General features: G+C 32.5%; 23 protein-coding genes. 10 read left to right on the top strand and 13 right to left on the bottom strand.

Going from position 1 to position 25,655, the window contains the following annotated elements; translation table 11 throughout:
• Positions 1-17: 17 nt before the first annotated feature.
• Genes KW502_RS11540 through tsaB form a run of 3 tightly spaced genes read left to right on the top strand, consistent with a single transcriptional unit; the run spans position 18 to position 3,209 of the window.
• Complete coding sequence (locus tag KW502_RS11540; RefSeq protein ID WP_219040710.1) at positions 18-1,133, top strand: efflux RND transporter periplasmic adaptor subunit; 1,116 nt, start codon at positions 18-20, stop codon at positions 1,131-1,133.
• Between the two features lie 48 nt (positions 1,134-1,181).
• Entirely contained in the window at positions 1,182-2,516 is a 1,335-nt protein-coding gene (locus tag KW502_RS11535; protein WP_219040709.1) for a TolC family protein, read from the top strand.
• Positions 2,517-2,540: 24 nt separating this feature from the next.
• Positions 2,541-3,209 (top strand): tRNA (adenosine(37)-N6)-threonylcarbamoyltransferase complex dimerization subunit type 1 TsaB, encoded by a 669-nt coding sequence (gene tsaB, locus KW502_RS11530; protein WP_219040708.1) that lies wholly within the window; start codon positions 2,541-2,543, stop codon positions 3,207-3,209.
• Here the strand turns inward: tsaB and KW502_RS11525 are convergent, their stop codons facing one another.
• The 4 genes from KW502_RS11525 to KW502_RS11510 all read right to left on the bottom strand — a co-directional run bounded on the left by KW502_RS11525 (position 3,210) and on the right by KW502_RS11510 (position 7,985).
• On the bottom strand, positions 3,210-3,953 hold the full coding sequence (locus tag KW502_RS11525) for a hypothetical protein (RefSeq protein ID WP_219040707.1): 744 nt from the start codon (positions 3,951-3,953) through the stop codon (positions 3,210-3,212). It abuts the gene before it with no gap.
• Positions 3,954-3,989: 36 nt separating this feature from the next.
• A complete protein-coding gene (locus KW502_RS11520) occupies positions 3,990-4,907 on the bottom strand; it encodes an IS1595 family transposase (protein ID WP_219040750.1) in 918 nt (305 codons plus the stop codon).
• Between the two features lie 102 nt (positions 4,908-5,009).
• Entirely contained in the window at positions 5,010-5,879 is an 870-nt protein-coding gene (locus tag KW502_RS11515; protein ID WP_219040706.1) for a mechanosensitive ion channel family protein, read from the bottom strand.
• Between the two features lie 78 nt (positions 5,880-5,957).
• Positions 5,958-7,985, bottom strand: a complete 2,028-nt coding sequence (locus KW502_RS11510; protein WP_219040705.1) for a thioredoxin domain-containing protein — start codon at positions 7,983-7,985, stop codon at positions 5,958-5,960.
• Positions 7,986-8,134: 149 nt separating this feature from the next.
• Between KW502_RS11510 and KW502_RS11505 the strand changes: the two genes are divergently transcribed.
• Positions 8,135-10,399 (top strand): inorganic phosphate transporter, encoded by a 2,265-nt coding sequence (locus tag KW502_RS11505; RefSeq protein WP_219040704.1) that lies wholly within the window; start codon positions 8,135-8,137, stop codon positions 10,397-10,399.
• 91 nt (positions 10,400-10,490) lie between these two features.
• Here the strand turns inward: KW502_RS11505 and KW502_RS11500 are convergent, their stop codons facing one another.
• Complete coding sequence (locus tag KW502_RS11500) at positions 10,491-11,402, bottom strand: NifU family protein (protein ID WP_219040703.1); 912 nt, start codon at positions 11,400-11,402, stop codon at positions 10,491-10,493.
• 228 nt (positions 11,403-11,630) lie between these two features.
• Between KW502_RS11500 and KW502_RS11495 the strand changes: the two genes are divergently transcribed.
• Complete coding sequence (locus tag KW502_RS11495) at positions 11,631-12,650, top strand: PorP/SprF family type IX secretion system membrane protein (RefSeq protein ID WP_219040702.1); 1,020 nt, start codon at positions 11,631-11,633, stop codon at positions 12,648-12,650.
• Here the strand turns inward: KW502_RS11495 and murI are convergent.
• From murI to KW502_RS11455, 8 genes are all read right to left on the bottom strand, one after another.
• Positions 12,647-13,432 (bottom strand): glutamate racemase, encoded by a 786-nt coding sequence (gene murI / locus KW502_RS11490; RefSeq protein ID WP_219040701.1) that lies wholly within the window; start codon positions 13,430-13,432, stop codon positions 12,647-12,649. The genes KW502_RS11495 and murI overlap by 4 nt on opposite strands.
• Before the next feature lie 64 nt (positions 13,433-13,496).
• Complete coding sequence (locus KW502_RS11485; protein WP_219040700.1) at positions 13,497-14,012, bottom strand: OmpH/Skp family outer membrane protein; 516 nt, start codon at positions 14,010-14,012, stop codon at positions 13,497-13,499.
• A gap of 47 nt (positions 14,013-14,059) precedes the next feature.
• The gene (locus KW502_RS11480; protein WP_255554216.1) at positions 14,060-14,896 is read right to left on the bottom strand and encodes an OmpH/Skp family outer membrane protein; all 837 of its coding nucleotides are present in this window, start codon (positions 14,894-14,896) and stop codon (positions 14,060-14,062) included.
• Positions 14,897-14,936: 40 nt separating this feature from the next.
• Positions 14,937-17,522, bottom strand: coding sequence for a BamA/OMP85 family outer membrane protein (locus KW502_RS11475; protein WP_219040748.1), 2,586 nt, complete (start codon positions 17,520-17,522; stop codon positions 14,937-14,939).
• A 7-nt stretch (positions 17,523-17,529) separates the two neighbouring features.
• A complete protein-coding gene (uppS, locus tag KW502_RS11470) occupies positions 17,530-18,270 on the bottom strand; it encodes an undecaprenyl pyrophosphate synthase (protein WP_219040699.1) in 741 nt (246 codons plus the stop codon).
• Entirely contained in the window at positions 18,270-18,962 is a 693-nt protein-coding gene (porG, locus tag KW502_RS11465) for a type IX secretion system protein PorG (protein WP_219040698.1), read from the bottom strand. The genes uppS and porG overlap by 1 nt, the downstream gene beginning before the upstream one ends.
• Before the next feature lie 91 nt (positions 18,963-19,053).
• Positions 19,054-19,947, bottom strand: a complete 894-nt coding sequence (locus KW502_RS11460; protein ID WP_219040697.1) for an NAD kinase — start codon at positions 19,945-19,947, stop codon at positions 19,054-19,056.
• A gap of 2 nt (positions 19,948-19,949) precedes the next feature.
• Positions 19,950-20,609: a CBS domain-containing protein gene (locus KW502_RS11455; RefSeq protein ID WP_219040696.1), complete on the bottom strand. Its 660-nt coding sequence runs from the start codon at positions 20,607-20,609 to the stop codon at positions 19,950-19,952.
• A gap of 85 nt (positions 20,610-20,694) precedes the next feature.
• On the opposite strand from KW502_RS11455, the gene KW502_RS11450 reads away from it, so the two are divergent.
• The 5 genes from KW502_RS11450 (at position 20,695) to KW502_RS11430 (ending at position 25,611) form a co-directional block, all read left to right on the top strand.
• Positions 20,695-21,408 (top strand): pyridoxine 5'-phosphate synthase, encoded by a 714-nt coding sequence (locus KW502_RS11450; protein ID WP_219040695.1) that lies wholly within the window; start codon positions 20,695-20,697, stop codon positions 21,406-21,408.
• Between the two features lie 8 nt (positions 21,409-21,416).
• A complete protein-coding gene (locus KW502_RS11445; RefSeq protein WP_219040694.1) occupies positions 21,417-22,184 on the top strand; it encodes an alpha/beta fold hydrolase in 768 nt (255 codons plus the stop codon).
• A gap of 109 nt (positions 22,185-22,293) precedes the next feature.
• Positions 22,294-23,547 carry an OmpP1/FadL family transporter gene (locus KW502_RS11440; RefSeq protein ID WP_219040693.1) on the top strand — a complete coding sequence of 418 codons (1,254 nt, stop codon included), beginning with the start codon at positions 22,294-22,296 and terminating at the stop codon, positions 23,545-23,547.
• A 14-nt stretch (positions 23,548-23,561) separates the two neighbouring features.
• Positions 23,562-25,145 (top strand): SGNH/GDSL hydrolase family protein, encoded by a 1,584-nt coding sequence (locus tag KW502_RS11435; RefSeq protein WP_219040692.1) that lies wholly within the window; start codon positions 23,562-23,564, stop codon positions 25,143-25,145.
• 118 nt (positions 25,146-25,263) lie between these two features.
• Positions 25,264-25,611 (top strand): phage holin family protein, encoded by a 348-nt coding sequence (locus KW502_RS11430; protein WP_219040691.1) that lies wholly within the window; start codon positions 25,264-25,266, stop codon positions 25,609-25,611.
• Positions 25,612-25,655 lie beyond the last annotated feature (44 nt).

Raw genomic sequence — 25,655 nt, 5'->3', positions numbered from 1 at the left:
ATTCAATCAAAATAGAGATGAAAAGAGTTTTTACCGTAATCATTTTACTTGTTATCGTTATCGGTTTTGGAGGTGCTTTATACTACGTGTATCAAAAAAATCAAGAAAATCCAGTGGTTTATCAAACCGAAAAACCAACTACTCAAACCATAGTGAAGCAAACGGTTGCTACGGGTAGCATTGTGCCTAAAGAAGAAATTTTAATTAAGCCAAATATTCCTGGTATTATCGATAAAATTTATATTGAAGCAGGAGATCAAATTAAAGTTAATGATCTTATTGCTCAGTTAAAAGTGGTGCCTAATGTATCTAATTTAGCGAGTAGTAAAAATCAAATAACTTCAGCTAAAATCGCTTTAGATAATCAAACTAAAATGTACAATCGTCAAAAAGAACTTTTTGATAAAGGCGTCATTTCTGCCAATGATTTTGATCAAGCTGAAGTAGCTTACAAACAAGCACAGCAAACCTACGATGCAGCGAGACAAACTTATGAAATTGTAAAAACAGGAACGGCTAGTGGTGTAGGAGCTACCGCTAACACACAAATTAAAGCTACAATTTCTGGGATGGTTTTAGATGTTCCAGTAAAAGAAGGAAATCAAGTTATAGAATCTAATAACTTTAATGAAGGAACTACAATTGCTACTTTAGCCAATACAGATAAAATGATTTTTAAAGGTAAAGTAGATGAATCTGAAGTGGGGAAAATTACAGAAGATTTGCCACTAGAAATCACCATCGGAGCAATTGAAGATAAGAAATTTGATGCAGTACTCGATTATATTGCTCCTAAAGGAATTGATGAAAACGGAGCTATTCAGTTTGAAATTGAAGGAACTCTAAAAAACAAGGACAGTATATTTATTCGTTCAGGTTTAAGTGCAAATGCATCTATTATTTTAGATCGCGCTGACGATGTTTTAGCGGTAAAAGAATCTTTATTACAGTTTGACTCAAAAACACAAGAACCTTATGTAGAGGTGAAAGTTGGTGAACAAAAATTTGAAAGAAGAGAAGTAGAATTAGGCTTAAGTGATGGAATTTATGTTGAAATAAAAAGCGGAATTTCTAAAGATGATGAAATCAAGGTTTGGAATGAAGTGAAACCAGTTAAAAACTTTGATAAATAATCTTTGCTAAATTCGAGTAGCACTACAAATTAGAAATACATCAATCTGATGAAAAAAATAACAATCATAGCCTTAGTTTTTGGTTTTGTCTTTTCAGCTTCAGCGCAAGAAGCTAAAAAGTGGACTTTAGAAGAATGTGTCACCTACGCTTTAGAGCATAATATTTCTGTAAAACAGTCGCAGTTAGATGTAGCCTCAGCAGATTTAGATAAAATGGATGCGATAGGTAATTTAATTCCTAGTTTAAACGGTTCAGCCTCTTATACTACAAATACGGGTTCTAGTATTAACCCAACCACCAACCAGTTTGAAAACGACATATTTTCTTCTTTTACCACTGGAGTGTCTTCTAATTTAACGCTTTTTAATGGCCTTAGAAATGTTAGGCAACTGCAAAGAGCTAAGTTATCCCAATTGGCTAGCCAATATAAATTAGAGAAAATGGAGAGTGATATCGCATTGGCGGTAGCTAATTCTTACCTGCAAGTACTCTTGAACAAAGCAAATCTAAAATCTATAAAATCTCAAAATGAAATCACTAATAAACAGTTAACACGTACACAAGATTTAGTAGATGCGGGAACATTACCGCAGGGAGATTTATTAGAAATTAAAGCCACTAATGCTAATGAGCGACAACAAATTTTAGTTGCAGAAAACAATGTAAAAATTTCACTCATCAGTCTAGCGCAATTATTATTAGTAAAAGAGTATGAAAATTTTCAAATTGTAGATGAAGGTTATGAAATTATTTCTACAGATATAGCTAATTTATCTCCGCAAGAAATTATACAAAAAGCTCAACAAGAACGTCCAGAAGTTAAAATCGCAGAAAAAAATGTTGAATTAGCAAAGAAAGATGTACAAATAGCTAAAGGCTCTTATTACCCAACTTTATCTGCTTTTTTTAATTACAATACCAGGTATTCTGATAATGACTTCTTAAATAGAAATTTTACAGATCAATTATGGCAAAATGATGGTTTAGGTTATGGCTTGCAACTAAGCGTTCCTATTTTTAATGGACTTTCTGTGAGAACAAATGTAAAAAGAAATAGAATTAATTTTGAACGTTCAGAATACCAATTAGAGCAAGCAAAGCTAGATTTAGAGTCTAATGTTTATCAAGCTTATGTAGATGCAAAAGGATCTGCAGAAGCCTATGAGGCAGCTTTATCTGCTTTAGAATCTCAAAAACTTGCTTTTGAATATGCAACCGACAGATACGAGGTAGGCTTAACTAATGCGTTTGATTTTAGTCAATCTAAACAACGCTTAGATAACACTAAAGTAAATGTGAATCAAGCTAAATACGATTATATTTTTAAATTAAAAGTATTAGAATTGTATTTTGGAGTAAATCCCGAAGATCTTAAATTATAAAATATTCATTTAAATAAATAAATTTTGGCTACCATATTAAGTTTAGAGACAACTACGACTAATTGTTCTGTTGCGTTAGGGATTAATGGAGAAATTGTAGCGATAAAAGAAGATAAAAAAGGAGGTTATTCACATGCTGAAAAACTTCATGTATTTATAAATGAAGTTTTAACTGAAGCAAAATTAGCGCTGAAAGATTTAGATGCGGTTTCAGTAAGTAAAGGTCCTGGTTCTTACACGGGTTTACGTATTGGTGTTTCTGCGGCAAAAGGCTTGTGTTACAATTTAGATATTCCATTATTAGCGATTTCAACCTTAGAAGCTTTAGCACATCAAGTACAAGCAAAGGCAGAAGAGGTAATTGTGCCTATGTTAGATGCAAGAAGAATGGAAGTTTATATGGCTGTTTATTCTTCAGAAAAGCAACTAATATCACCTGTTGAAGCCAAGGTCTTAGAAGAAAATTCTTTTGAAAGTTACTTTAGTAATTTTTACCCAGTTTATTTTATAGGAAATGGCGTCGAGAAATTTAAAGAAATTTGTTCGGTAAAAAATGCTTTTTTTATAGATACTTTGCCTTCTGCAAAAGAAATGGTAAAGTTAGCAGAGCATAAATATAAAATAAGCGACACCGAAGATGTCGCTTATTTTGAGCCTTATTATTTAAAAGACTTTGTTGTTAATCGTAAGTAATTAAAGCGTATTGTAATACTCAACCAATTTAATTAGATCTGATTCTTCATCATTACCTCTAAATTTTATTTTATTATCTTTAATGTATTTATCAAGTTTACTATTATGATTAGGGAAAGCATCGGCAGCTTTCTTTCTATTCGGTTCTATTTGTAAAATTTTATCATCTATTGCTATAAAATAATACTCTTCATTAACTAATCTAGATTTAGAATTAGAATAACTATTAGCCTTCTTTTTTGCTTCAATATATTGTTGTATGATTCTTTTATATAGAACTACGCCGTCTTTAGGGTCATTATTATTAGATAAAATTAATACATAACCATTATAAACACCTTTCATTTTTATTGGAAAATTTTCCACAAATACGAAGGATTTATTATTTATTTTAATTGAATAATTTTTTGATCTTTTTAATACTGATAATTCTTCTGAATCTGAGTTGGCTTGTATTTCGAACATATCATCAAATATTCTATACCTTAAATTCGTTGTTATAATTTTATCATTTTGTAAGTTTTTTATAGCTCCATTTTTAAATTTATCTTCTAAATACGGAGATCCTTGAATTACTGAAGTGTTAACGAATTTACCATCAACCATTAGTTTGTCTCTTTCCGCATTCATATTGGAAAATATAGCTAAATCTTGATGGTTCTCTAATGACATCACTTGACAGTCAGCTGAATTACTTAAAATTAAAATGGCTGTAAATATAGATAATAGGTGTATATGTTTCATAATATTGTTTTTATTAAAAATAATTTGTATATCCGTTTAATGTCCAGTTGCTGTAATGCTTGCTATGACTAACCTGTCAAATATTTTATCCCCAAAATACCGTCTATTTAACTTATAAACGAACTCATTGAGATATAATTGCAGGTATTTCTTCTTGATTTTATGGTAGGTTCCAGCGAAATTACGCTTTGCATTACTAATGGCAATGTGTACCCATTTAAGTGTTTCTTTGGTGATTTTCTCGTTTGATTTTTCAGTAATATGTAGTTCTACATAATCTGCTATATCAAGATAGGAGGTGCTTTTATGTGTAAAAACAATAACTTGTTCTTCATCAATTGCCTGTTTCAATGTGTGGTCAGTTCCTTCAGCTTTGTGATCCTCCAGGACTTTTGCCTTAAAATACCTGCTTTGCCTATCAACTTTACCAGTATCGATATCCTTGAGTACAGTACTTTCAGCCAATACCATAACATTGGATTTTGTTTTGCTGCCACGGCCGGCTTTCTGAGTTTTGTGCTCGTGCTTGCTTGCCTCAATGGTAAAATAACCTTCATCCATTTCAATCATACCTTCCAAGGTATAGCGTTCATCTCTTTTTCCCATTGCTTTTCGGAGTTTATGAACCATTGCCCATACCGGCTCGTAACGCTTCAGGCCAAGTTGCCGTTGGATCTCCTTACTGGAAAACCCTTTTTTTGTAGTGCTTAAAAGAAAAATGGTTTTATACCAGATCATAAAGGATAACTTGGAACTCTCCAGGACAGTGCCACTTCGCAAAGAAATCCTAGCCGCACAAGACTTACACTGGTAGCTCCATTTATTTTGAAGCCAATAATGATCGGTAGATCCACATCGATTGCATAACACCCCTTCTTTGTCTCGCTGCTCTTTAAAATGCAACCGACAACTTTTTTCGTCTGTAAAGTGAACTCCAAATGAAAATATATCCATGGTTAAACTAGTTAAGGTATTCAAATATAGGGTATTTTCCATTAATTAGGAATATTTACGGACATGCAAAAAATAATAAATTGAATTTTTAAATGTAAAGAATTAAGCTTCTTTTTTATTCTCTTTCTCTACCGTTCCGTTCATTTTTGTTTGGTCATAGAAATAAACATCTCGTTGTGGGTAAGGTATCGTCATCCCAGCTTCTTCTAATCTTAATTTTCCTTGTTCAATCATATTCCAGTGAATGTCCCAAAACTTATCATTAGAAGCAAAATAACGTACAGAGAAATTAACAGAGCTATCGGCTAATTCTGCAACTAAAACTTGCGGAGCTGGATCTTCCATGATTCCATCTTGGTCTTTTACGAGTTGCATAAGTATCTCTTTAGCTTTTTTAATATCATCATCATAAGAGATACCAAAAGATAAGTTTTCTCTACGCTTACCATTAACGGTGTAATTTATAATATTATCATTAGCTAAGCTTCCATTAGGAATAACCGCTTCTTGATTGCCAAAAGTATCTATTTTGGTATAGAAAAGACTAACTTCTTTTACACTACCAGAAACACCTTGTGCTTCAATCCAGTCACCAATTCTAAAAGGCTTTAAAATGATGATTAAAACACCACCAGCAAAATTAGCTAAAGAACCTTGTAGGGCTAAACCAATAGCTAAACCAGCGGCACCTAAAACAGCAACTAAAGAGGTAGTTTCAATACCTACCTGAGATATAGCTACAATAATAACAAGTATTTTTAAAGTCCACGTAATTAAAGTACTTAAAAAATCTTCTAAAGCTTTGTCATAATCTCTTTTGGCCAAAGCCTTTTTCATGTAGCTAACTACTTTTTTTACAATCCAAAAGCCGACTATAAGTATTAAAACTGCAGCAATAAGATCGGGTAAAAAATCAATAAATTTTTTAATGTATTCTTGAGCTAACTCAGAAAGGTCGTTAAATTTGTCCATTTATTATGTTTTATTAAGCTAATTAGCAAAAAAATAAAAAAATGTTAATATTTTGTCTTTTTCTTAGTTTAAATTTTGTTAAAATTCATTTTTAAGCTTACTAATAACTTCATTTGTATTTTTTAGCGGAGCTTCACAGTAATTCTCTTTACATATATAAAAGCTGATGGTGTTGGAAGTTTTGCCTTCGGTTAAACTAATTTTTGAAGACGGTCGGGCAATAATTGAATTAGCTAGATGTAAACTTTGTAATTCTTTAATTTCCTGCTCAGCTTTTTCTCCAGTAATAACAACTTCATAAAAAGGATAGACATTTTTTAAATATAACGATAACCAATTGCTATAATTAGAAGGGTAATCTTTGATGTGAGGTTCAATGGTTTTTAGCATATCTTTAGAAATAGTAAGCCATTCTTTTTGAAGAAAATACTTTCCTAAAAAGAAAAAGTTTTTCGCCATTACAGAGTTTGAAGACGGAATGACATTATCTTGAGTTTCTATACTTCGCTGAATTAATTTTACATATTTTGATGTGTAAAAGAAAAGGCCGCTCTTTTCATCGTAAAAATCAACAATTACTTTTTCTGTTAGTTTTTTTGCTAATACGAGCAGTTCTTCTTTAAAATTAGCCTGATAAAGTTCAATTAAAGCGGCTATAAAAAGTGCGTAGTCTTCAAGACACGCTTCATTTTTTTTATACTTTTTAAAATTTCTGTAAAGCTTATGATGATCGTCAAATAAATTTTTAATAATAAAATCTGTAGCAAACTCTGCCGTTTTTAAATAGCTGTTTTTTTTAAATATGCGGTAAGCTTTAGCGTAGGCTTTAATCATTAAAGCGTTCCAAGAGGTAATACATTTATCATCTAGACTTGGGTAAGCTCTTTGTTGGCGATGCTGAAATAATTTATTTTTTGATTGCTCAATACGTTCTTTAAGCTCTTTTACAGAAATATTGAATTGATGAGCAATAGTTTCTTCGGTTTCAGTTTGAAAGAGTATATAGTGGTTGTTTTCCCAATAACCTTTGGTGTTAATGTTGAAAAATGCTGAAAAAACATCAAAATCATCTTTTAAGATAGACTGAAGCTCTTCTTTTGTCCACCTATAAAAAGCACCTTCTTCTTTTTCATGATTATCATTTAGGCTATCAGCATCTAAAGCCGAAAAGAAATAACCTTTTTGATGTGTAAGTTCATTTTCTATAAACGATAATGTTTCTCCAACAACTTGCTTAAATTTTTCATGATTAAATACCGTGAAAGCATCACTATAAAGGTCTACAAGTTGGGCATTATCATAAAGCATTTTTTCAAAATGTGGGATGTGCCATTTTTCATCTACAGCATACCTAGAAAAGCCTCCGCCAATTTGATCGTAAATTCCTCTTTGTGCCATTTGAAGTAATGAGAATTCTACAAAATTTAAAACTTCATCATTTTTTTGTTGCACCGCATATTCTAATAAGAAAGATAAATTGTTGGGCATCATAAATTTAGGTGCGCTTTTAAAACCGCCATTGGTTAGATCAAATTTATTTTTCCAAGAGTTTACGAGTGATGTGATCTGGTCTTTATGAAAAACTTGTTTACTGGAATCATTTTTCACAATACTATTGAGTTGTTGCATTCCTGTTGAAAGCTTTTCTGCATAATCTTCTATGTGTTCGGGAGCTTTTATATATAGATCTTTTAGTTGGTTTAGCGATCCCATCCATTTTTTTTTGGGTAGATACGTGGCACCCCAAACTGGCCTACCGTCGGGAAGAGCAACAATATTTAATGGCCAGCCTCCGTGACCTGTCATAATCTGTAAGGCACTCATGTAAATTTGATCTATATCGGGGCGTTCTTCTCTATCTATTTTTATGTTTATAAAATTTTGATTCATTAGCGAGGCAACCTCTTGATCTTCAAAACACTCTTTTTCCATCACATGGCACCAATGACATGCAGAATATCCTATACTTATGAGTAAAAGTTTATTATTATCTTTACTAAATTGTAGGGTAGAATCACTCCAAGGCTGCCAGTGTACTGGGTTTTTAGCATGTTGTAATAAATAGGGGCTAGTTTCTTTTGAAAGTAGATTTTCTAGTTGTCTCATAAATCTGTAATATTGGCGTCAGTAATCATAAAAAATACAAGGTAAAAATTAATAATTTGTGTAGCTTCAATTTAATGTTTTGATAACAATAGAAGTCTGAAAATTCCGAATTATTGAAACATTTTTGCAGATTGTAAAAAAGAATATTTATGGAGAATATTTATATTGTAATGCTTGTAGTACTTTTTGCTCTTGCCATTACAGATTTAATAGTAGGGGTTAGTAATGATGCTGTTAATTTCTTAAACTCTGCTATTGGGTCTAAGGCTATTTCTCTTAGAACCATTATGATCGTGGCTAGTTTAGGGGTTGCTGTAGGAGCAATTTTTTCTAGCGGTTTAATGGAAGTAGCAAGAAAAGGTATTTTTATGCCTAGTCAATTCTATTTTGATGAAATCATGATCATCTTTATGGCGGTTATGATAACCGATGTTTTACTATTAGATTTCTTTAATAGTTTAGGCTTGCCTACTTCTACAACTGTTTCAATAGTTTTTGAATTATTAGGGGCAGCAGTCAGTATTGCTGTGATTAAACTTTATACGCAAGGAGAAGATTTATCTCTTTTAACAAATTATATTAATACCTCAAAAGCCACAGAAATTGTTTTAGGTATTTTGCTGTCGGTGGTCGTCGCTTTCAGTATTGGTGCTTTTGTGCAATATATTTCTAGGTTAATATTTACTTTTCAGTATGAAAAGAAACTTAAATATGTAGGAGCTGTATTTGGCGGAGTATCATTAACAGCAATCACTTACTTTATTTTTATAAAAGGAATGAAGAGTATCTCATTTCTTCCAGAAGGCTTTAAAATCTTTGTAGATGAACATACTTGGCTAATTATTTTAATAAGTTTAGTGTTTTGGGGAATTATCTCACAACTTTTAATGTCTGTTTTTAAAACTAACATTTTAAAAGCTATAATTCTTGTCGGTACTTTTGCTTTAGCACTTGCTTTTGCGGGGAATGATTTGGTAAATTTTATAGGAGTGCCTATTGCAGCTTGGCAATCTTTTGGGTTGTGGCAAACAGCTTATCAAGCCACTGGAGTTTTACCTTCAGAATTTACCATGAATGGTTTAGCTGGAAGCGTACAAACTCCCGAATTTTTATTAATTATTGCAGGTGGAGTTATGGTACTTACTCTTTGGCTTTCTAGTAAAGCTAGAGCTGTTGTAGATACAGGTGTTAATTTAGCGAGACAAGGAGATGGAGCAGAGCGTTTTGAGCCTAATACATTAGCGAGAGTGTTGGTGAGATATTCGGTAGTGGTGAGTAATGTGTTAACCAGTATTTTACCAGGTCGTGTAAAAAACAAAATTGAATCCAAGTTTGAAAAACCTAACAGCGCTCTAGCAGATCGTAGAGTAGACGCACCAGCCTTTGATACGGTAAGAGCTTCAGTAAATTTGGTAGTAGCAAGTATATTAATATCTATAGGTACAAATTTAAAATTACCATTATCAACAACATATGTAACTTTTATGGTTGCAATGGGGTCATCTTTAGCAGATAGGGCTTGGGATCGTGAAAGTGCAGTATACCGTGTAGCAGGTGTTGTAAACGTAGTGGGAGGTTGGTTTGTTACTGCAGGTGTAGCTTTTTTAGCAGCAGCGATTTTTGCAGCTATAATTTGGTATGGCGGAATGATAGCTTTAGCTGTTTTGATCGTTGTAGCTATAGGATTGATTATAAGAAGTGCGATTATTCACTCTAAAAAAGTAAAAGAAGAGAAAAGTAAAAAGCGTTTTAATAGGCACGATATTATTACTATAAATGAAATTACCATTGAAACTTCTCAGAATATCTCCAGTGTAATCAAGGGTATTAATAAAAGGTATAGCAAAACGATAGACCATTTAGGTTATCATGATCTTGGAAAACTTAGAAAAGATTCAAAAAAATTAAATGATCTTGAAGATGAGGTAGATGAGTTAAAAGATAATGTCTTTTATTTTATAAAATCATTAGAAGATAATTCTGTAGAAGCAAGTAAGTTTTATATTTTATTTCTGGATACGCTGCAAGATATGGTTCAATCTATTGCACAGATTACAAGATCTAGTTATAAGCATGTTAATAACAATCATAAGAATTTAAAATTCAATCAAATTAGAGATTTAAAAAGTATAGATCGTGAGATGCAGGTACTTTTTGATGAAATTATAGAAACTTTTGATAATCATTCTTTTGCAAGAATAGATCAAATTTTAAATGACAAGCAAACGCTTTTAGATAAAGTTTCAGGATTAATTCAGAAACAGATTGAACGTATTAGAACTTCAGAAACAAGCCCTAAAAATACTAAATTGTATTTTGGTTTACTCTTAGAAACTAAAGATTTAGTAACATCGACAATGAGCTTATTGCAGTTGTTTAAAGAGTATTATGAAGATGCTAAGCGTGAGTTTTAATTAAATATACCATAGTATATAAAACCAAAAAGGAGAATCTAAACGATTCTCCTTTTTGGTTTTGTCAATCAATTAAATTTAGTTGAAGTGTCTATCCGTTAATAGCTTCTACACTTTCTACTTTTCCGTGAAGCATATCTTTTAACATTGTTTCAATTCCGCTTTTAAGGGTAAATGTAGAAGATGGGCAACCACTGCAAGCACCTTGTAAAATAACACTTACTTTTTTGGTTTCAGGATCGTACGAATTAAACATAATATTGCCTCCGTCGCTAGCAACAGCAGGTTTAATATATTCATCTAAAATTGCTACAATTTGTTTTGAGATATCATCTAAATTATCAAATTCACTGGATGTAGCGTTTTCTTCACTTTTAGTAGAAGTTGGTGTTGCGCTTTCTTCAGTAATAATAACATTTCCTTCTTGAATATAATTTCTAATAAATTCTCTAATCTCCATAGTGATTTCTTCCCATTCCGCAATGTCAAATTTGGTAATAGAAATATAATTCTCATCAAAAAAAACTTCTTTTACAAATGGAAAGTGAAAAAGTTTTTGTGCTAAAGGAGCATTTTTAGCTTCATCTATATTTTTAAATTCTGTAGTGTTGATCACTAATTTTTTATTAGCAACAAACTTCATCACTTTTGGATTAGGAGTACTTTCGGCATAAACAGTTACTGGAATCGTTTTTTTGCTTTCAGCTTCTGCTTTCACTACTTCTTTACCAGAATTTAAAAAAGTAGTAATCTGTGCAGCTACTTCTTCTTCAACTTCTTCCCATTTTACAATGTTAAATTTTTCTATAGCCACAAAATTTTGTGAGATATATATTGTTTTAACGAAAGGCAGATAGAATAATTCTTGCGCTATAGGCGACTTTGAAGCCTCGTCAATATTAGTAAATTCGTAGCCTTCACCTCGAATTAAAAATGAATTGGCTTCAAATTTTCGGATAGATTCATTATTGGTAGCCTTTATTTCGATAGAATATTTACTCATAGCATAAATTTTCTGCAAAAATACTAAAAGAAATACAATGAAATGAATATATTTACGCCCAATATTTGATTAGTAAATTTGTTAAAACCTTTATTTATCTACTTTTAACTAAGAAGACAACCTAATATTCTTAAATATTTTATGCTTGTTTGTTTAACATTTTTTAAACAAATTTTGCAAAGCTTATATTAAAGTTTATTTTAGTGATGAAATAACCATTGAACACTCATGAAAAAAAATAACTCCTTATTAATACTTTTATTTCTATTTATATCTGCTAACTTTTATGCTCAAGAAAGAGGTATTCCTGTTTATACAGATTATTTAACAGATAACTTGTATTTATTACATCCTTCTATGGCTGGGGCTGCTAGTCAAACCAAATTGCGTTTAACCGGAAGAAGACAATGGTTTGGTGTTAATGATGCACCTGCATTAGAAACTGTGAGTTTAAATGGAAGAGTGGGAGATAAAGTTGGTTTAGGAGGAATTTTTTATAATGATAGCAATGGTCGTTTTTCACAACAAGGAGTTTATGCAACATTTGCTTATCACTTATTGCTTTCTAGAAATACCATAGATTTAAATCAATTGTCTTTTGGTTTAAGTGTGGGGGTGATGCAAGAAAAATTAGATGAAACTCAATTGATAGGTGGTCCTAATCCAAATGATCCAAATATTTCTGGAGTAGAACAGCGTGATTCTTTCTTCAATATAGATTTTGGAATGTCTTATTACTTATTTGAATTTTATACGCATTTCACAGTTAAAAACTTAATACCCCAACAACGAGATATTTTTTCTCAACAGTTTGAGACTGACAACCAACGACAATATTTACTTTCTGCGGGTTATATTATAGCTCCTTATGGCTCAGAATGGTCTTACGAGCCTTCTATAATGTTTCAAATGAAAGAAGAAACTTCTGAAGCTTCTATAGATGTAAATGCTAAAGTTTACAGAGATTTTGATTTTGGTAAATTATGGGGCGGCCTTTCTTATAGAAGAAGTTTTGATGGGGCCGAATATACTACAGACGGAGCATCTTCTGTTTCTAATCAAAAACTACAATACCTTTCTCCTTTTATAGGTATAAATTATAAAAACTTTATGTTTGCTTATACTTACGCTTATCAAGCTAACTCTATTGTCTTAGCAAATTCAGGCTTTCATCAAATTACTTTAGGGTATAATTTTGGAGAAAATAAAGAGCCGTACGAGTGTAATTGTCCGGCAATTAATTATTAAAAGTCTAAATAACTAACTTTAAATTCAGGAACGAATTTTTTTAAAATATTCTCGCTTCTATTGGTGTAAAATCTAATAGAAGCTTTTTTTTGGTCTTTTTCAAGTAAACCTAAGCTATGAAGTATAAATTTAGTTTGCTTAGCTACAGCTTTTCCTGAATCTATAATAACAATATATTTAGGTAAGATTTGTTTTAAAAGTGGTATTAAATAGGGGTAATGACTGCATCCTAACACCAAATAGTCTATGTTTTTGTCTAACATAGGCTGTACGAGTTGCCTTACTAATTTTTTTGTTGAAGTATTTTCTATTTCACCGGCTTCAATGGCTTCTACTAAACCTGCGCCGATAACTTCGACTATGGCTGTATTTTTTGCAAAAATTTCAGAGGTCTTAGCAAATAATTCACTAGATAGAGTTCCTTTTGTAGCTAAAATGCCTATAGCTTTGTTTTTAGACATTAACGCTGCTGGTTTAATAGCTGGTTCAATTCCTATAAAAGGTATACTATACGTTTCTCTTAGGGTTTCTATGGCGTTTGTTGTGGCTGTATTACAAGCGACAATAATTAGTTTACAGTTTTGGGCTAAAAGAAGTTCTGTATTTTTTTTGCATAAAGCGGTAATCTCTTCTTTAGATTTATAGCCATAAGGTGCATTTTTGCTGTCTGCTAAATAAATAATATCTTCATGAGGTAAAAGGGAATGTACTTCTTTAAAAATAGAAGTGCCGCCAATACCAGAATCAAAAATGCCAATGGGTTGTGAAGGATTGTTGTTCATATAAAATAAAAAAGCACTTTCAAAATTAATGAAAGTGCTTCAATATATAATAAGTTTAGAGAGCTTAAATTCCTAAGTCTTTCTTAACATCTGTCATTAAACTATAACCGTCTGCTAAGATTACTCCTCCAGCTCCTGTTGTAGAGTCTAAAACATAATCATAACCCTTTGCTCTAGCAACTTTTTGGATAGAGGTACGTGCTTTTTCGTAAACAGGTTTTAATAAATCACTTTCTTTTTTCTGAAGTTCTTTTTGAGCATTTTGTTGAAATTGAACAATCTTTTGTTGTTGTTGTTGTAGCTCTTGTGCTCTTTTAGCGTTTTCTTCTTCAGTTTGGTTTACAGCTTCTTGTTGGTAACGTTGGTTTTTACTTTGCGCTTCTTTATACATATCATCGATGTCTGCTCTATACGTACTTTCAAGTTTTTCAAGTTGTGACATTGCAGATTTATATGCTGGCATAGATTCAATTAACTCTTGTGTGTTAATGTGAGCCACTTTAGAAGTTTGTGCTTGAGTTAAAGCTACTGTCCCAAAAACGAATGATAGTGCTATTAATACGGTCTTAAATTGTTTCATTTTGTTTAAATTAAGGTAATTAGATTATTGTAATTGATTATTTAAAATTATTTATTATTTCGTGCTTCTCTTATGTTTCGTAAAGAATCTCTTGTTTTTGCTTGCTGTTCTCTTTCTTTTAAAAGTTTAGCTCTGCGTTCTTCAAATTTTTGTTGACGTACATCTCTAATAGAATCTCTTCTTCTTTGACGTTCATTAAGTAGTTGCTCTCTTTCATTAACTTGTGCTTGTCTTTTAGCTTCTCTTTCTACAGTTTCTTGCTTGTCTTTTGCTGCTTTCTCTACAGATTTGTATGGTTCAGTAGCAACTTCTTCTTGTTTTGCTTTTTGATCTCTTCTGTTTTCTAATTCTAATTTTCTAGAAGAACGTTGAATGATCGACAAAACTTGGTCGCTAATATCGTGCCTTTCTGCGGAATATAGCAAGAGTGCGTCTGCAGAATTTTCAAAAATAAAGTCATATTGTCTTTTTTCTCCAATTTCTTGAACAGCGTTGAATACTTGATCTTGCACAGGCTGAATTAGTTGTCTCTTCTGAACAATAAACTGACCTTGTGGTCCAAATTTTTCTTGTTGATAGTCTAAAATCGCTTTTTCTTCATAGCTGATTTCTTCTTCTCTTTCTTCAATTAATTCTTTAGTTAAAAGTGCTCGTTCATTTTCTAAATTTTGCTTCATGTCTTCTACATGCTGCATTTTACCTTCTACCTCTGCTCTCCACTTTTGTGTTCTTGATTCAAGTTGCTGGCTGGCCTCTTTATATTCAGAAACATTGTCTAAAATGTATTCCATGTCAATATAAGCTACCTTAATTCCTCTCTGCGCTTGAAGGTTAACCGCGGTAATTAAAAGAAATGATAGGTATAAAAATACTTTTTTCATCATATATTTTGTTTATAGAAAATATCGTGCCAAACCAAAATTTTTAGAATTGTTGACCTATAATAAAGTGTGTTTCCCAACCGTTTGGTCCTGTGTTTGTTCCTGGAATGGGGTCGAAACCATAACCAAAATCAATTCCTAACAATCCAAATGCTGGCATAAATATACGAACACCAAAACCGGCAGATCTATTCAATTGAAAAGGATTAAAATCTTTAAAGCCATCATAAGATGCTCCTCCTTCAGCAAAAGTAAGGGCATATATAGAAGCCGATGGCTTTAAGGTAATCGGGTATCTTAATTCTAGACTGTATTTATTATAAATGGTTGCTCCGTCATTTCTTGTTACCCCAGCGGTACTTGCTGTGTAATTTCTATCTATAGGAACTAAAGATTGATTAGGGTAACCTCTTAATCTAATCGTTTCACGACCATCTAAGCTGTAACCACCAAGACCATCACCACCTAAATAAAATCTTTCAAAAGGTGGGATACCTCTGTCGTTATTGTAAGCTCCTAAGAAACCATATTCTACATTTGTTCTTAGAACAAATTTATCGATGATTTGATTGTACCAATCTCCATTAAATTTTAATTTATAATATTCTAACCAATTGAAACGCTGTTGATCGATTTTGGCTAAATCTGCATCACCATTTTCGTCTTGATAAGCGGGTTTGTTTTTTAAATCTGCATAATCTATACCATTCCAAGCTGAATATGGTGGAGTGAATTTAGCGGTAATACTAAATTTAGATCCTCCCATTGGGTAAATAGGGTTAGTAAATGTATTATCACGACTTATACCAAGTGTTATAGCAAAATTATTGGCGTGACCATTAGGGAAATTAAATAACCCAATGTTATAATTTTTTAGGTTATAATGCTGAAAGCTCACTGCCGATGAAAGCGTAAAGTAATCATCTGGTATGGTTAAACGTTTTGCTAAACCAATAGAACCTCCTGTAATTAAAAACTTTCTATCTTTATTAGCTTCTCTAGCATATGCATCATAATAATATTGTACTGTATGAGATAAAGAAGTTGTAAGTCTAATTGGTTTTTTACCTCCTAACCAAGGTTCTGAAAATGATAAGCTGAAAGTCCTGTAAAACGTAGAGGCTTGTAGTCTTAACGATAAAGTTTGACCGTCACCCATAGGTAGGGGTTTGTATGCTTCTTTATCAAAAATTCCTTTTAAAGAGAAATTATTAAAAGATAGACCTAGAGTACCAACAAAACCTCCGCCGCCATAACCACCTTGTAGTTCAATTTGGCTTGCACCACTTTCTACAACGTTATATTCTAAATCTAACGTTCCGTCGTTTGGATTTACATTTTTAAATTCAGGAGAAAGACGTTCTGCGTCAAAGAAACCTAATTGCCCTAATTCACGAACGGTTCTTACAACATCTTCTTTGCTGTATTTTTGTCCAGGTTTTGTTCTTAAGTTTCTGTAGATAACATGGTCATTAGTTTTGTCATTTCCGTTAATGACGATGTTATCAAAATAAGCAACTTTTCCTTCGACAATTCTTATTTCAAAATCAATAGTGTCATTGTAAACTCTTGTTTCTACAGGGTTGATTTGAGAGAATAAATAACCGTTGTTTTGGTATAAATTTGTTAAATCATTTGCATCTGGCCTCTCGTTATCTGCAATTTTTTTCTTCAGAAGTATTCCGTTATAAACGTCGCCTTTGTTAATGCCTAATACTTGTTTTAATTGCTGATCTGTGTAAACGCTATTTCCTAAGAAATTAATGTTTCCGAAGTAATATTTGTCACCTTCTTCTAGATTAAGGTTAATCGCTATATTTTTATCATTTTTTTTGATGATTGAATCTGAAACAATTCGTGCATCACGAAACCCTTTTTCTTTGTATTTCTTTATGATCTCTGTTTTATCATTTTCGTAATCTTCTTCTATAAACTTAGATCGTTTCCAGAGGCGTAAAAAGTTTTTACGCTTGGTTTTCATTTGTCTTCTTACTTTAGCATCAGAAAACACATTGTTTCCTTCAATGTTGATAGAAGAAATTTTTACTTTCTCTCCTTTATTGATTTTCAAAATCATATCCACCTTAGAGGTTTCAGAAGAAATGCTGTCTTTTATTTCACGTGTTCTAATGTCTACACTAGCGTTTAAAAAACCTTCACTGGTGTAGTCTTCTTTTATATTTGCGCGTGTTTTAGCGATTAAGTTTTCGGTAACTTTTGTTCCTGCTTTAAGTTTATTGTTTTTAATAATCTCCTCGCGGCGTTTTTTCTTTTTTAGACCACTAATGGTTACTTCATGAAGTTCTGGTACTTCTTGTATTTCTAGTTCTAAATAAGCTTGATTTCCTTCAATTTTGGTAATATAGAAGTTAATGTCGCTAAAAAGACCTAGGTCCCAAAGCTTTTTAATGACGTTACTCATTCTATCTCCTGGGATGAATATTTGATCTCCTTCTTTAAGTCCTGTAAAAGCAATTACGGTCTGTTCGTTATAATTAGAGGTGCCTGTTACATTTATTTCTGCAATAGTATATTCTTTACTATTAGCAATAGGAATATCATTTTGGGCTATACCTTTAAAACCAAATGTAATGGTGCATAATAAAATTAAAAATAGTTGTTTGTTCATCATTACATTAACTAAGTTGCTCACTTGTTTTTCCAAATCTTCTTTCTCTGTTTTGATAATTTAATATGGCTTCAAATAAATTTTCTTTTCTAAAATCTGGCCATAGGGTTGGGGTGAAATATAATTCTGCATAGGCAATTTGCCAAAGCAAGAAGTTGCTAATTCTTTGTTCCCCGCTTGTTCTAATTAATAAATCTACATCTGGCAAATTATGCGTATATAGATTTTTATTGACAATATCGTCGTTTATTTCTTCTATTGTTAATTCTTCTTGCTGTACTTTTTTGGCAATAGATTTTATGGTGTTCACCAATTCTTCTCTAGAACCATAACTTAGCGCTAAAGTAAGTGTCATTAAAGAATTTGAAGAGGTTTTCTCGATGACTTCTTGAAGTTCTTTTTTTGCTTTGTTAGGTAAATTATCAAGGCACCCAATAGCATTAAGTTTAATGTTATTTTTCATTAATGTATTAATTTCTTTTTTTAAAGAAGAAACTAAAAGATTCATTAATGTTTTAACTTCAAGTTTTGGTCTATTCCAATTTTCTGTAGAAAAAGCAAATAGGGTTAAATTCTTGATACCTATTTCTGCACAAGTTTCTACTGTTTCTCTTACCGCTTTAGAACCTCTTTCATGACCTTTTACTCTTAAAAAGCCTTGCTTTTTTGCCCACCTCCCATTACCATCCATAATGATCGCAAGATGCTGAGGTAATTGTGTATTATTTATTTGTTGTTTTAAATTCATTAAAAATTACAATAACAAGGTTTTCTCCCAAAGGTATATGTTAAGGTAATACCAGTAAACATATACCAGTCATTGGTATTTGGATTTCCAAAGGAAGTTAAATTTTTTCCATCATCAAACTCTTCGGGGTTACTTCCGTCTAAATTATCTGTAAAAGTGTATCTAGCGCCAATTTCTGCAGCAAGAATAAGATCTGTAGTCAGCGTATATTTAGCTCCAAAAACCATGGGGATGGCGAAGTCTAATTTCCTTTTTTGGGTGCTAATTTCTCCGTTACTGTTTAGTCCCATGTCATGGGCTAAAAAGCCAGTGATACCAGTATATAAATAAGGAGTAAATTGTTTTTTAAACGTATGTAAATTCCATTCTTTAAAGGTGAATTCTAACCCTAACGAGCCTTCTATCATCGAATTGTCAAAAGAATAACCTCGTTGTTTTCTTCTAGCTTCATCTGAATCTGCATCATTAGCACTAAGTTGCGTATATAATAAGCTAGCTCTAAATGAATGTCTGTCGCTACGGTTCCATTTTGCAATTCCGCCTATAGCTAATTTGTTAGGAGAGATATAGTTGGTCTTGCCTACATCACCTATGTAATTAATTCCACCAAACATCACACCTATTTCATAGGTTTGTGCTTCTAATGTGTTGTTGAGTAGGACCATTATTATAACTGCCGTTAAATACCTCATAAATTTCTAAAAGTTTGCAAATATATGAATTAAGTTATCACTCACTTAATTATATAGGTGTATTTGGTATAAAAACACTTTTCAGCAAATTTTATTGTTTTTGATTACGCTTATCTTCACCCCAAAGTAATTTTTGGCGAAGGGTTTGAATAAAACTGTCTTCTTTTAAAGAAACAATGCCAATTTTAAAGGGCGCCTTCTCTATGTAAATTGTTGTATCTTCTTTTAAAGTAGAGAGTCTAGAGTCTAATGAAACCAAATATTCTCCGGCTCTACCCGAAACTTCTAGCTTAATCTTAGTTTTGTTGGGGATAACTAGAGGTCTAGCATTTAAATTATGCGGTGCTATTGGGGTTAATGCTAACGCATTTGTTTCGGGAGTTATTACGGGGCCACCACAGCTTAATGAGTATCCTGTAGAGCCTGTTGGTGTGGTAATAATTAGACCATCTGCCCAATAGGCAGTAAGGTATTTATCATCTAACCAAGTCTTAATAGTGATCATAGATGTCGTGTTTTTTCGGCTAACTGTAATTTCATTTAAAGCGAAATTGACATCAGAAAGACTTTTGTAATTTGGAGTTGTTGCAATGCATAGCAATTCTCTTTCAGAAATAGTGTAATTTTTTTGAAGTATAGAAGAAATGGTTTCTGAAATTTCTTCTTTTTGTATGGTCGCTAGAAAACCTAATCTACCCGTATTTATGCCTACGATTGGGATGTCTAAATCTTTAACATAGTAAACACTTTTTAAAATAGTACCGTCACCACCAATGCTAAAAAAAAGATCGTAAGAGTTATCGAGTTGAGAAAAAGTTTTAAACTGATTGTATTCTTTTTTGATTACTTCGTTTTCTCTAATAATTTCTAGAAACTGTTCTTCTATAAATACCGTGATATTTTTTCTCTCTAATGCGTCCAATAATTGCTGAACGTATTTTTCTGAGTTTTGGTGGTAAAATTGACCATAGATGGCTACTTTCATAACTATATATTGAGGTATTTATCTAAATAATCAGATCTTTCCTTTAAGTTTTTAAGAAAGACATCTTCTTGGTGTGTACTCACTACTTTATAACTATATCTTCTAAATGTTTGTATAATTTCATTTAAGCCTAATAAGCCAATTTTAATGGTTATTTGTGCGATATCATTATCTATATTGCTAACAAATGCACCAAGAAGCCTACCTTCATTAGATTCTACAATTTGACATAGTTCACTAAAAGCATAATCTTTTAAGCCTTTTTCTACCACTACAATAGCTCCAGGAGAATCCATAAATGGGGTTTCGCTAAAATAAGATAGTACATCACTTATTTCAAGGTAGCCTAAATAGTTATTCTCTTCAGTAGAAAGAACAGGCATTAAATTGGTGTTGTTATTGGTGAATGTCTCTAATACATCTAACCAGTTATCTGTTTCTCTAACAAAAAAGGTTTCTAGAGAATACTCATATTCCGTCAAAGGCTTATTGTTCTCAAAACAACGCACATCATTTTCTGCAATACAGCCCATAAAAATTCCGTTTTTTGAAATAGGAATATGAGTGTATGTTAATTCATTAAAAAGTTTTTTTAATGTTTCAATTTTTTCTGTAACAGATTGAATAGCTACATCATTGATAATGTAATGAGTAATATTCATAGCAATGGGTTTTTCTGCAAATTAAGGAAAATATAGCATAAGAAAGCTTTTCTACTTTGTATTTTTGTGACTTAAATATACAGAAATGACAAAATTAAGCGTAAATATTAATAAAATAGCCACTTTAAGAAATTCTAGAGGGGGTGATGTACCTAACGTTTTAAAAACAGCTGCAGCAATAGAAGGCTTTGGAGCGCAAGGAATTACTGTTCATCCAAGACCAGACGAGAGACATATTACCTATCAAGATGTTCGCGATTTAGCACCTGCTGTAACTACAGAATTTAATATAGAAGGTAATCCTATTCCACAATTTATAGATTTAGTATTAGAAAATAAGCCTACGCAGGTGACATTAGTGCCAGATGCTGAAGATGCTATTACTTCTAATGCGGGTTGGGATACGGTAAAACATAAAGATTTTCTAGTAGAAGTGATACAAGAATTTAAGCAAAACAATATTAGAACTTCTATTTTTATAGACCCTAACCCAAAAATGATTGAGGCGGCCCAATATACGGGTGCAGATAGAATTGAATTATATACAGAAGCTTACGCGGAAAATTATGCGAATGGTAATAAAGATGGTATTCTGCCTTATGTAGAATGTGCTAAAATAGCCAAAGAGGTAGGTTTAGGTTTAAATGCAGGTCATGATCTATCGCTTCAGAATATTCAATTTTTCAAAGAAAATATTCCTGCTTTAGCCGAAGTTTCTATAGGGCATGCGTTAATTGCAGAGTCTTTATATGAAGGTTTAGAAACTGTGATAAAAAAATACCTTTCACTTTTAAAATAAAATATAAAATGGAATTATATGCTAACGTACTAGGAGGAGGAAAACCTTTTTTAATTTTACATGGTTTTTTAGGAATGAGTGATAACTGGAAAACTCTTGGAGCTAAATTTTCAGAGGCTGGTTATCAAGTTCATCTTATAGATCAGCGCAATCACGGTAGAAGTCCGCATACAGATGAGTTTAACTATCAGGTTATGGCGAAAGATATTAACGAATACTGCAAAAAAAATAAACTTGAAAATATTATCCTTTTAGGACATTCTATGGGTGGGAAAACCGCTATGAAAACGGCTTGTGAATTTCCACAATTAATAGAAAAACTAGTAGTTGCAGATATAGCGCCCAAATATTATGCGCCACATCATCAAACCATTTTAGATGGATTAACCATGTTGAGTAATTCAGAATTAACAAGCCGTGGTCAAGCAGATGAAAAGTTAAAAGAATATATTGAAGAATGGGGTGTTCGTCAATTTTTGTTGAAAAATCTTTATTGGAAAGAAAAGGGTAAGTTGGCTTTAAGAATGAATTTAGAAGTATTAAAAGATAAAGTAAATGAGATAGGACAGGCATTAACTTCTGAAGAAATATTTAAAGGGGATACTTTATTTTTAAACGGAGGAAATTCAAAATATATACAGGAAGGCGATAAAGATTTACTAAAAGAACATTTTCCTACATCAGAGTTAATCACAATCAAAGGCGTTGGACATTGGTTGCACGCAGAAAAACCAGATGAGTTTTATCAAACAGTAATAAATTTCATTAATAAATAACTAAAAAAATGCTATGCTAGCATAATATTTCGTAATTTTAGTTGTATTAAATTATTATTCTATTAAATTTGTGTATATAATTGTTAGAATAATATAATCAACTTTAATTATGAAGAAACTTTCAATAGCAGTGATGCTCTTGTTTTGTGCAGCTGCAACTTACGCTGGCGGGTATCGTGTAAGTACACAGGGACAAAGAGCTTTAGCGATGGGTCATGCCGGTGTGGCTGTAGTGAATAGCGCAGAATTAGCATTTTTTAATCCCGCAGGATTGGTTTATTTAGAAAATAAACTAAATATTTCTGCCGGAGTAACAGGGGTAATATCAAATGTAAAATGGCAAAATGAAACGACTGGAGGTTTTGCTAAAACAGATAGCGGGGTAAGTACACCATTTTATTTGTACGCTTCATATAGACTTTCAGAACAATTAGCCTTAGGCTTAAGTATTTATACACCATACGGAAGTAATGTAGAATGGCCAACAGACTGGAAAGGGTCACATTTAATTAATAATATAGATTTACAAGCAATTTATATTCAGCCTTTAATTTCTTATAAAATTGCAGATAACTTAAGCGTTGGTGGTGGGCCAATTTTTGTTACGGGTTCTGTAAACTTTAATAGAAATCTCAATAGAACGCTTACGAATGAAGAAGGTGATCGCTCAAATGTTGAGGTAGATGCTAGTGGTGTGAACAGTTGGGGCTGGTCTGCTAGTGCGATGTATACGCCTATCGAAAATCTTAGAATAGGGGTTAATTACAGGTCAGAAATTATTTTAGAAGCTGAAGATGGCGATGCTACTTTTAGAAATGTTCCTAATTCACCTTTAGCTCCTGTTTCTAACGGAGTAGTCGCATTTGATGCCGAATTACCTATGCCAGCAGAATTAACTATTGGTGCTTCTTATACTTATAATAAGTGGTTGTTTGCTTTTGACTATAACAGAGCTTTTTGGGGCGTTTATGAGTCTTTAGATATAGATTTTGCTCCAGATAATATTCCAACATCAGTAAATCCTAGAAATTACAAAGACGCTTCAACCTATAGATTCGGAGTTCAATATTCAGCTTTAAGCAATTTAGATGTACGTGTTGGTTATTATTTTGACGAGTCTCCAGTTCAGTCGGGTTATTTTGCTCCAGAAACTCCGCGTAACGATTCACATGGTTTTACAACAGGTTTTTCTTATCAAATTTCTAAAAGCGTAGCTATAGATGCTTCATTTGCTTACTTAAAATTTAAAGAAGTAAAAGAATCTTACGATCATTATCAAGAAAACGGTCAAGAAGTAACTTTTGGAGGTACCTACAAAAGTAATGCATTCTTACCAGGACTTGGAGTTACTGTGAAATTATAAATACTATGAAGAAGATGAAAAATACAATAAAATATATGGCACTACTGGCCTTGGGCTTGGTAGCTTGTGAACCAGAATTTGATAACTCTGTTAAAGATAATGACGGGTTTTATAGTAATGGTAGTGCAGATTTTAGTACTTATGTAGCTTTAGGAAATTCTTTAACTGCAGGTTTTGCAGATAATGCACTCTATATTCAAGGACAAAAAAATTCTTATCCTAATATTTTAGCAACGCAATTTAAACACGTAGGAGGGGGTGAATTTACCCAACCTCTAATGAATGATAATTTAGGAGGACTTTTACTTAATGGAAATCAAATTCAAGGTACCCGTTTGATTTTAGAATTAGGAGAAGATGGTGCGCCATCACCAGTAAATATTCCTGGTAATCCAACTACTGATATTACCAATACACTTTCGGGTCCTTTTAATAATATGGGGGTTCCAGGAGCAAAGAGCTTTCATTTGGTAGCTCCTGGTTATGGTAATGTTGCTGGAGTTGCTACAGGGCAAGCTAACCCTTACTTTGCGCGTTTTCGTTCTTCAAAGGATGCAACTGTTTTAGAAGATGCGTTAACCCAAAACCCAACTTTCTTTTCACTTTGGATTGGGAATAATGATGTATTGAGTTTTGCAACTTCTGGCGGTGTTGGGGTAGATAGAACAGGAGATTCTACTTTACCTGAAAACTATGGCGGCAACGACATTACAAATCCACAGGTTTTTGCTCAAGTTTTTTCTAGTCAAGTAGAAGTATTAACAGAGTCAGCTTCTGGAGGTGTAGTGTTAAATATACCTAATGTAACTGATACGCCTTTCTTTAATAGAGTTCCTTACAATCCAATTACACCAGCTGCTTTAGAGGGGCAATTAGAAACTTTGAATGCTACTTATGCTCAATTGAATCAAGCTTTTGCATTTTTGCAAGTTCCGGAAAGATCCATTCAATTTTCAGCGACAGGAGCAAGTGGAGTGGTGGTAAGAGATGAATCTTTGGCAGATATTTCTGCACAATTAACGCAAGTTTTAATAGGTGCAGGTTTAGATGCGCAAACAGCTACAATTTACGGAATGCAATACGGGCAAGCACGTCAGTCAAATTCTTCAGATTTAATCCTGCTTACCAGTTCTTCCGTAATTGGTGAAGTAAATACAGCTAGAGTTCAAGAACTGATGGCTTTAGGAGTTCCTCAAGCAACAGCGGGTCAACTAGCTGTAAATGGAGTTACATATCCTTTAGAAGATCAATATGTGCTTATCTCAGAAGAACAAGAGATGGTAGCTCAGGCCACGGCAACATTTAATGCAACAATTAAATCGGTAGCTGAAGCTAATGATTTAGCTTTTGTAGATGCGAATGCATTGTTAGCGCAGTTGGCTAATGGAGGAGTTGTTTATGACGGAGGAATGGTAACAGCAGAATTCGCAACAGGAGGGGCCTTTTCTTTAGATGGTATTCATTTAACACCAAGGGGTTATGCGATTATGGCTAATAAAATTATTGAAGCGGTAAATAGTCAATATAATGCAACAGTGCCTAGGGTAAACGTAGGAGATTATAATGGTTCTCCTTCTATAGGAAGCGGAATTCAGTAAAATTGTTTTTAAAATTGGTTTTAAAGTCAGTACATTTTGTGCTGACTTTTTTTATTTTTAAAATTTCATTAAAACTAATCGAGTTTATAATTCTCTTTTATAATTTTATAATAAAAATATGCGAACTATATTAAAAATTTTAATAACTGCCTTTATCGTAGTGGCTTTAGCTAATTTGTTGCCAGGTGTTGGGATTCATAATTATTTTACAGGCATACTAGTGGCGGCTGTTTTAGGTCTTTTAAATTTAATTGTTAAACCAATTATAGTACTTTTTACCTTGCCGGTAACTATAGTTACTTTAGGTTTGTTTTTATTAGCTATTAATGCTTTTATTGTGTTAATGGTAGATGGTCTAATAGGTGGCTTTTATGTAGATGGTTTCTGGTGGGCATTATTTTTTAGCTTACTCCTTTCTTTTTTTCAAACCATTTTATTCTCAGTTTTTAAAGACAAGAAATCATAAAGTTTAAAAACTTGGTTGGCAGATAAATAAATTGTAATTTTGCA

Source organism: Mesonia aestuariivivens (genome assembly GCF_019311235.1).
Lineage (GTDB): Bacteria > Bacteroidota > Bacteroidia > Flavobacteriales > Flavobacteriaceae > Mesonia > Mesonia aestuariivivens.
The sequence above is the reverse complement of the archived record's forward strand: the minus strand, read 5'-3'. Positions and strand labels throughout refer to the sequence as shown.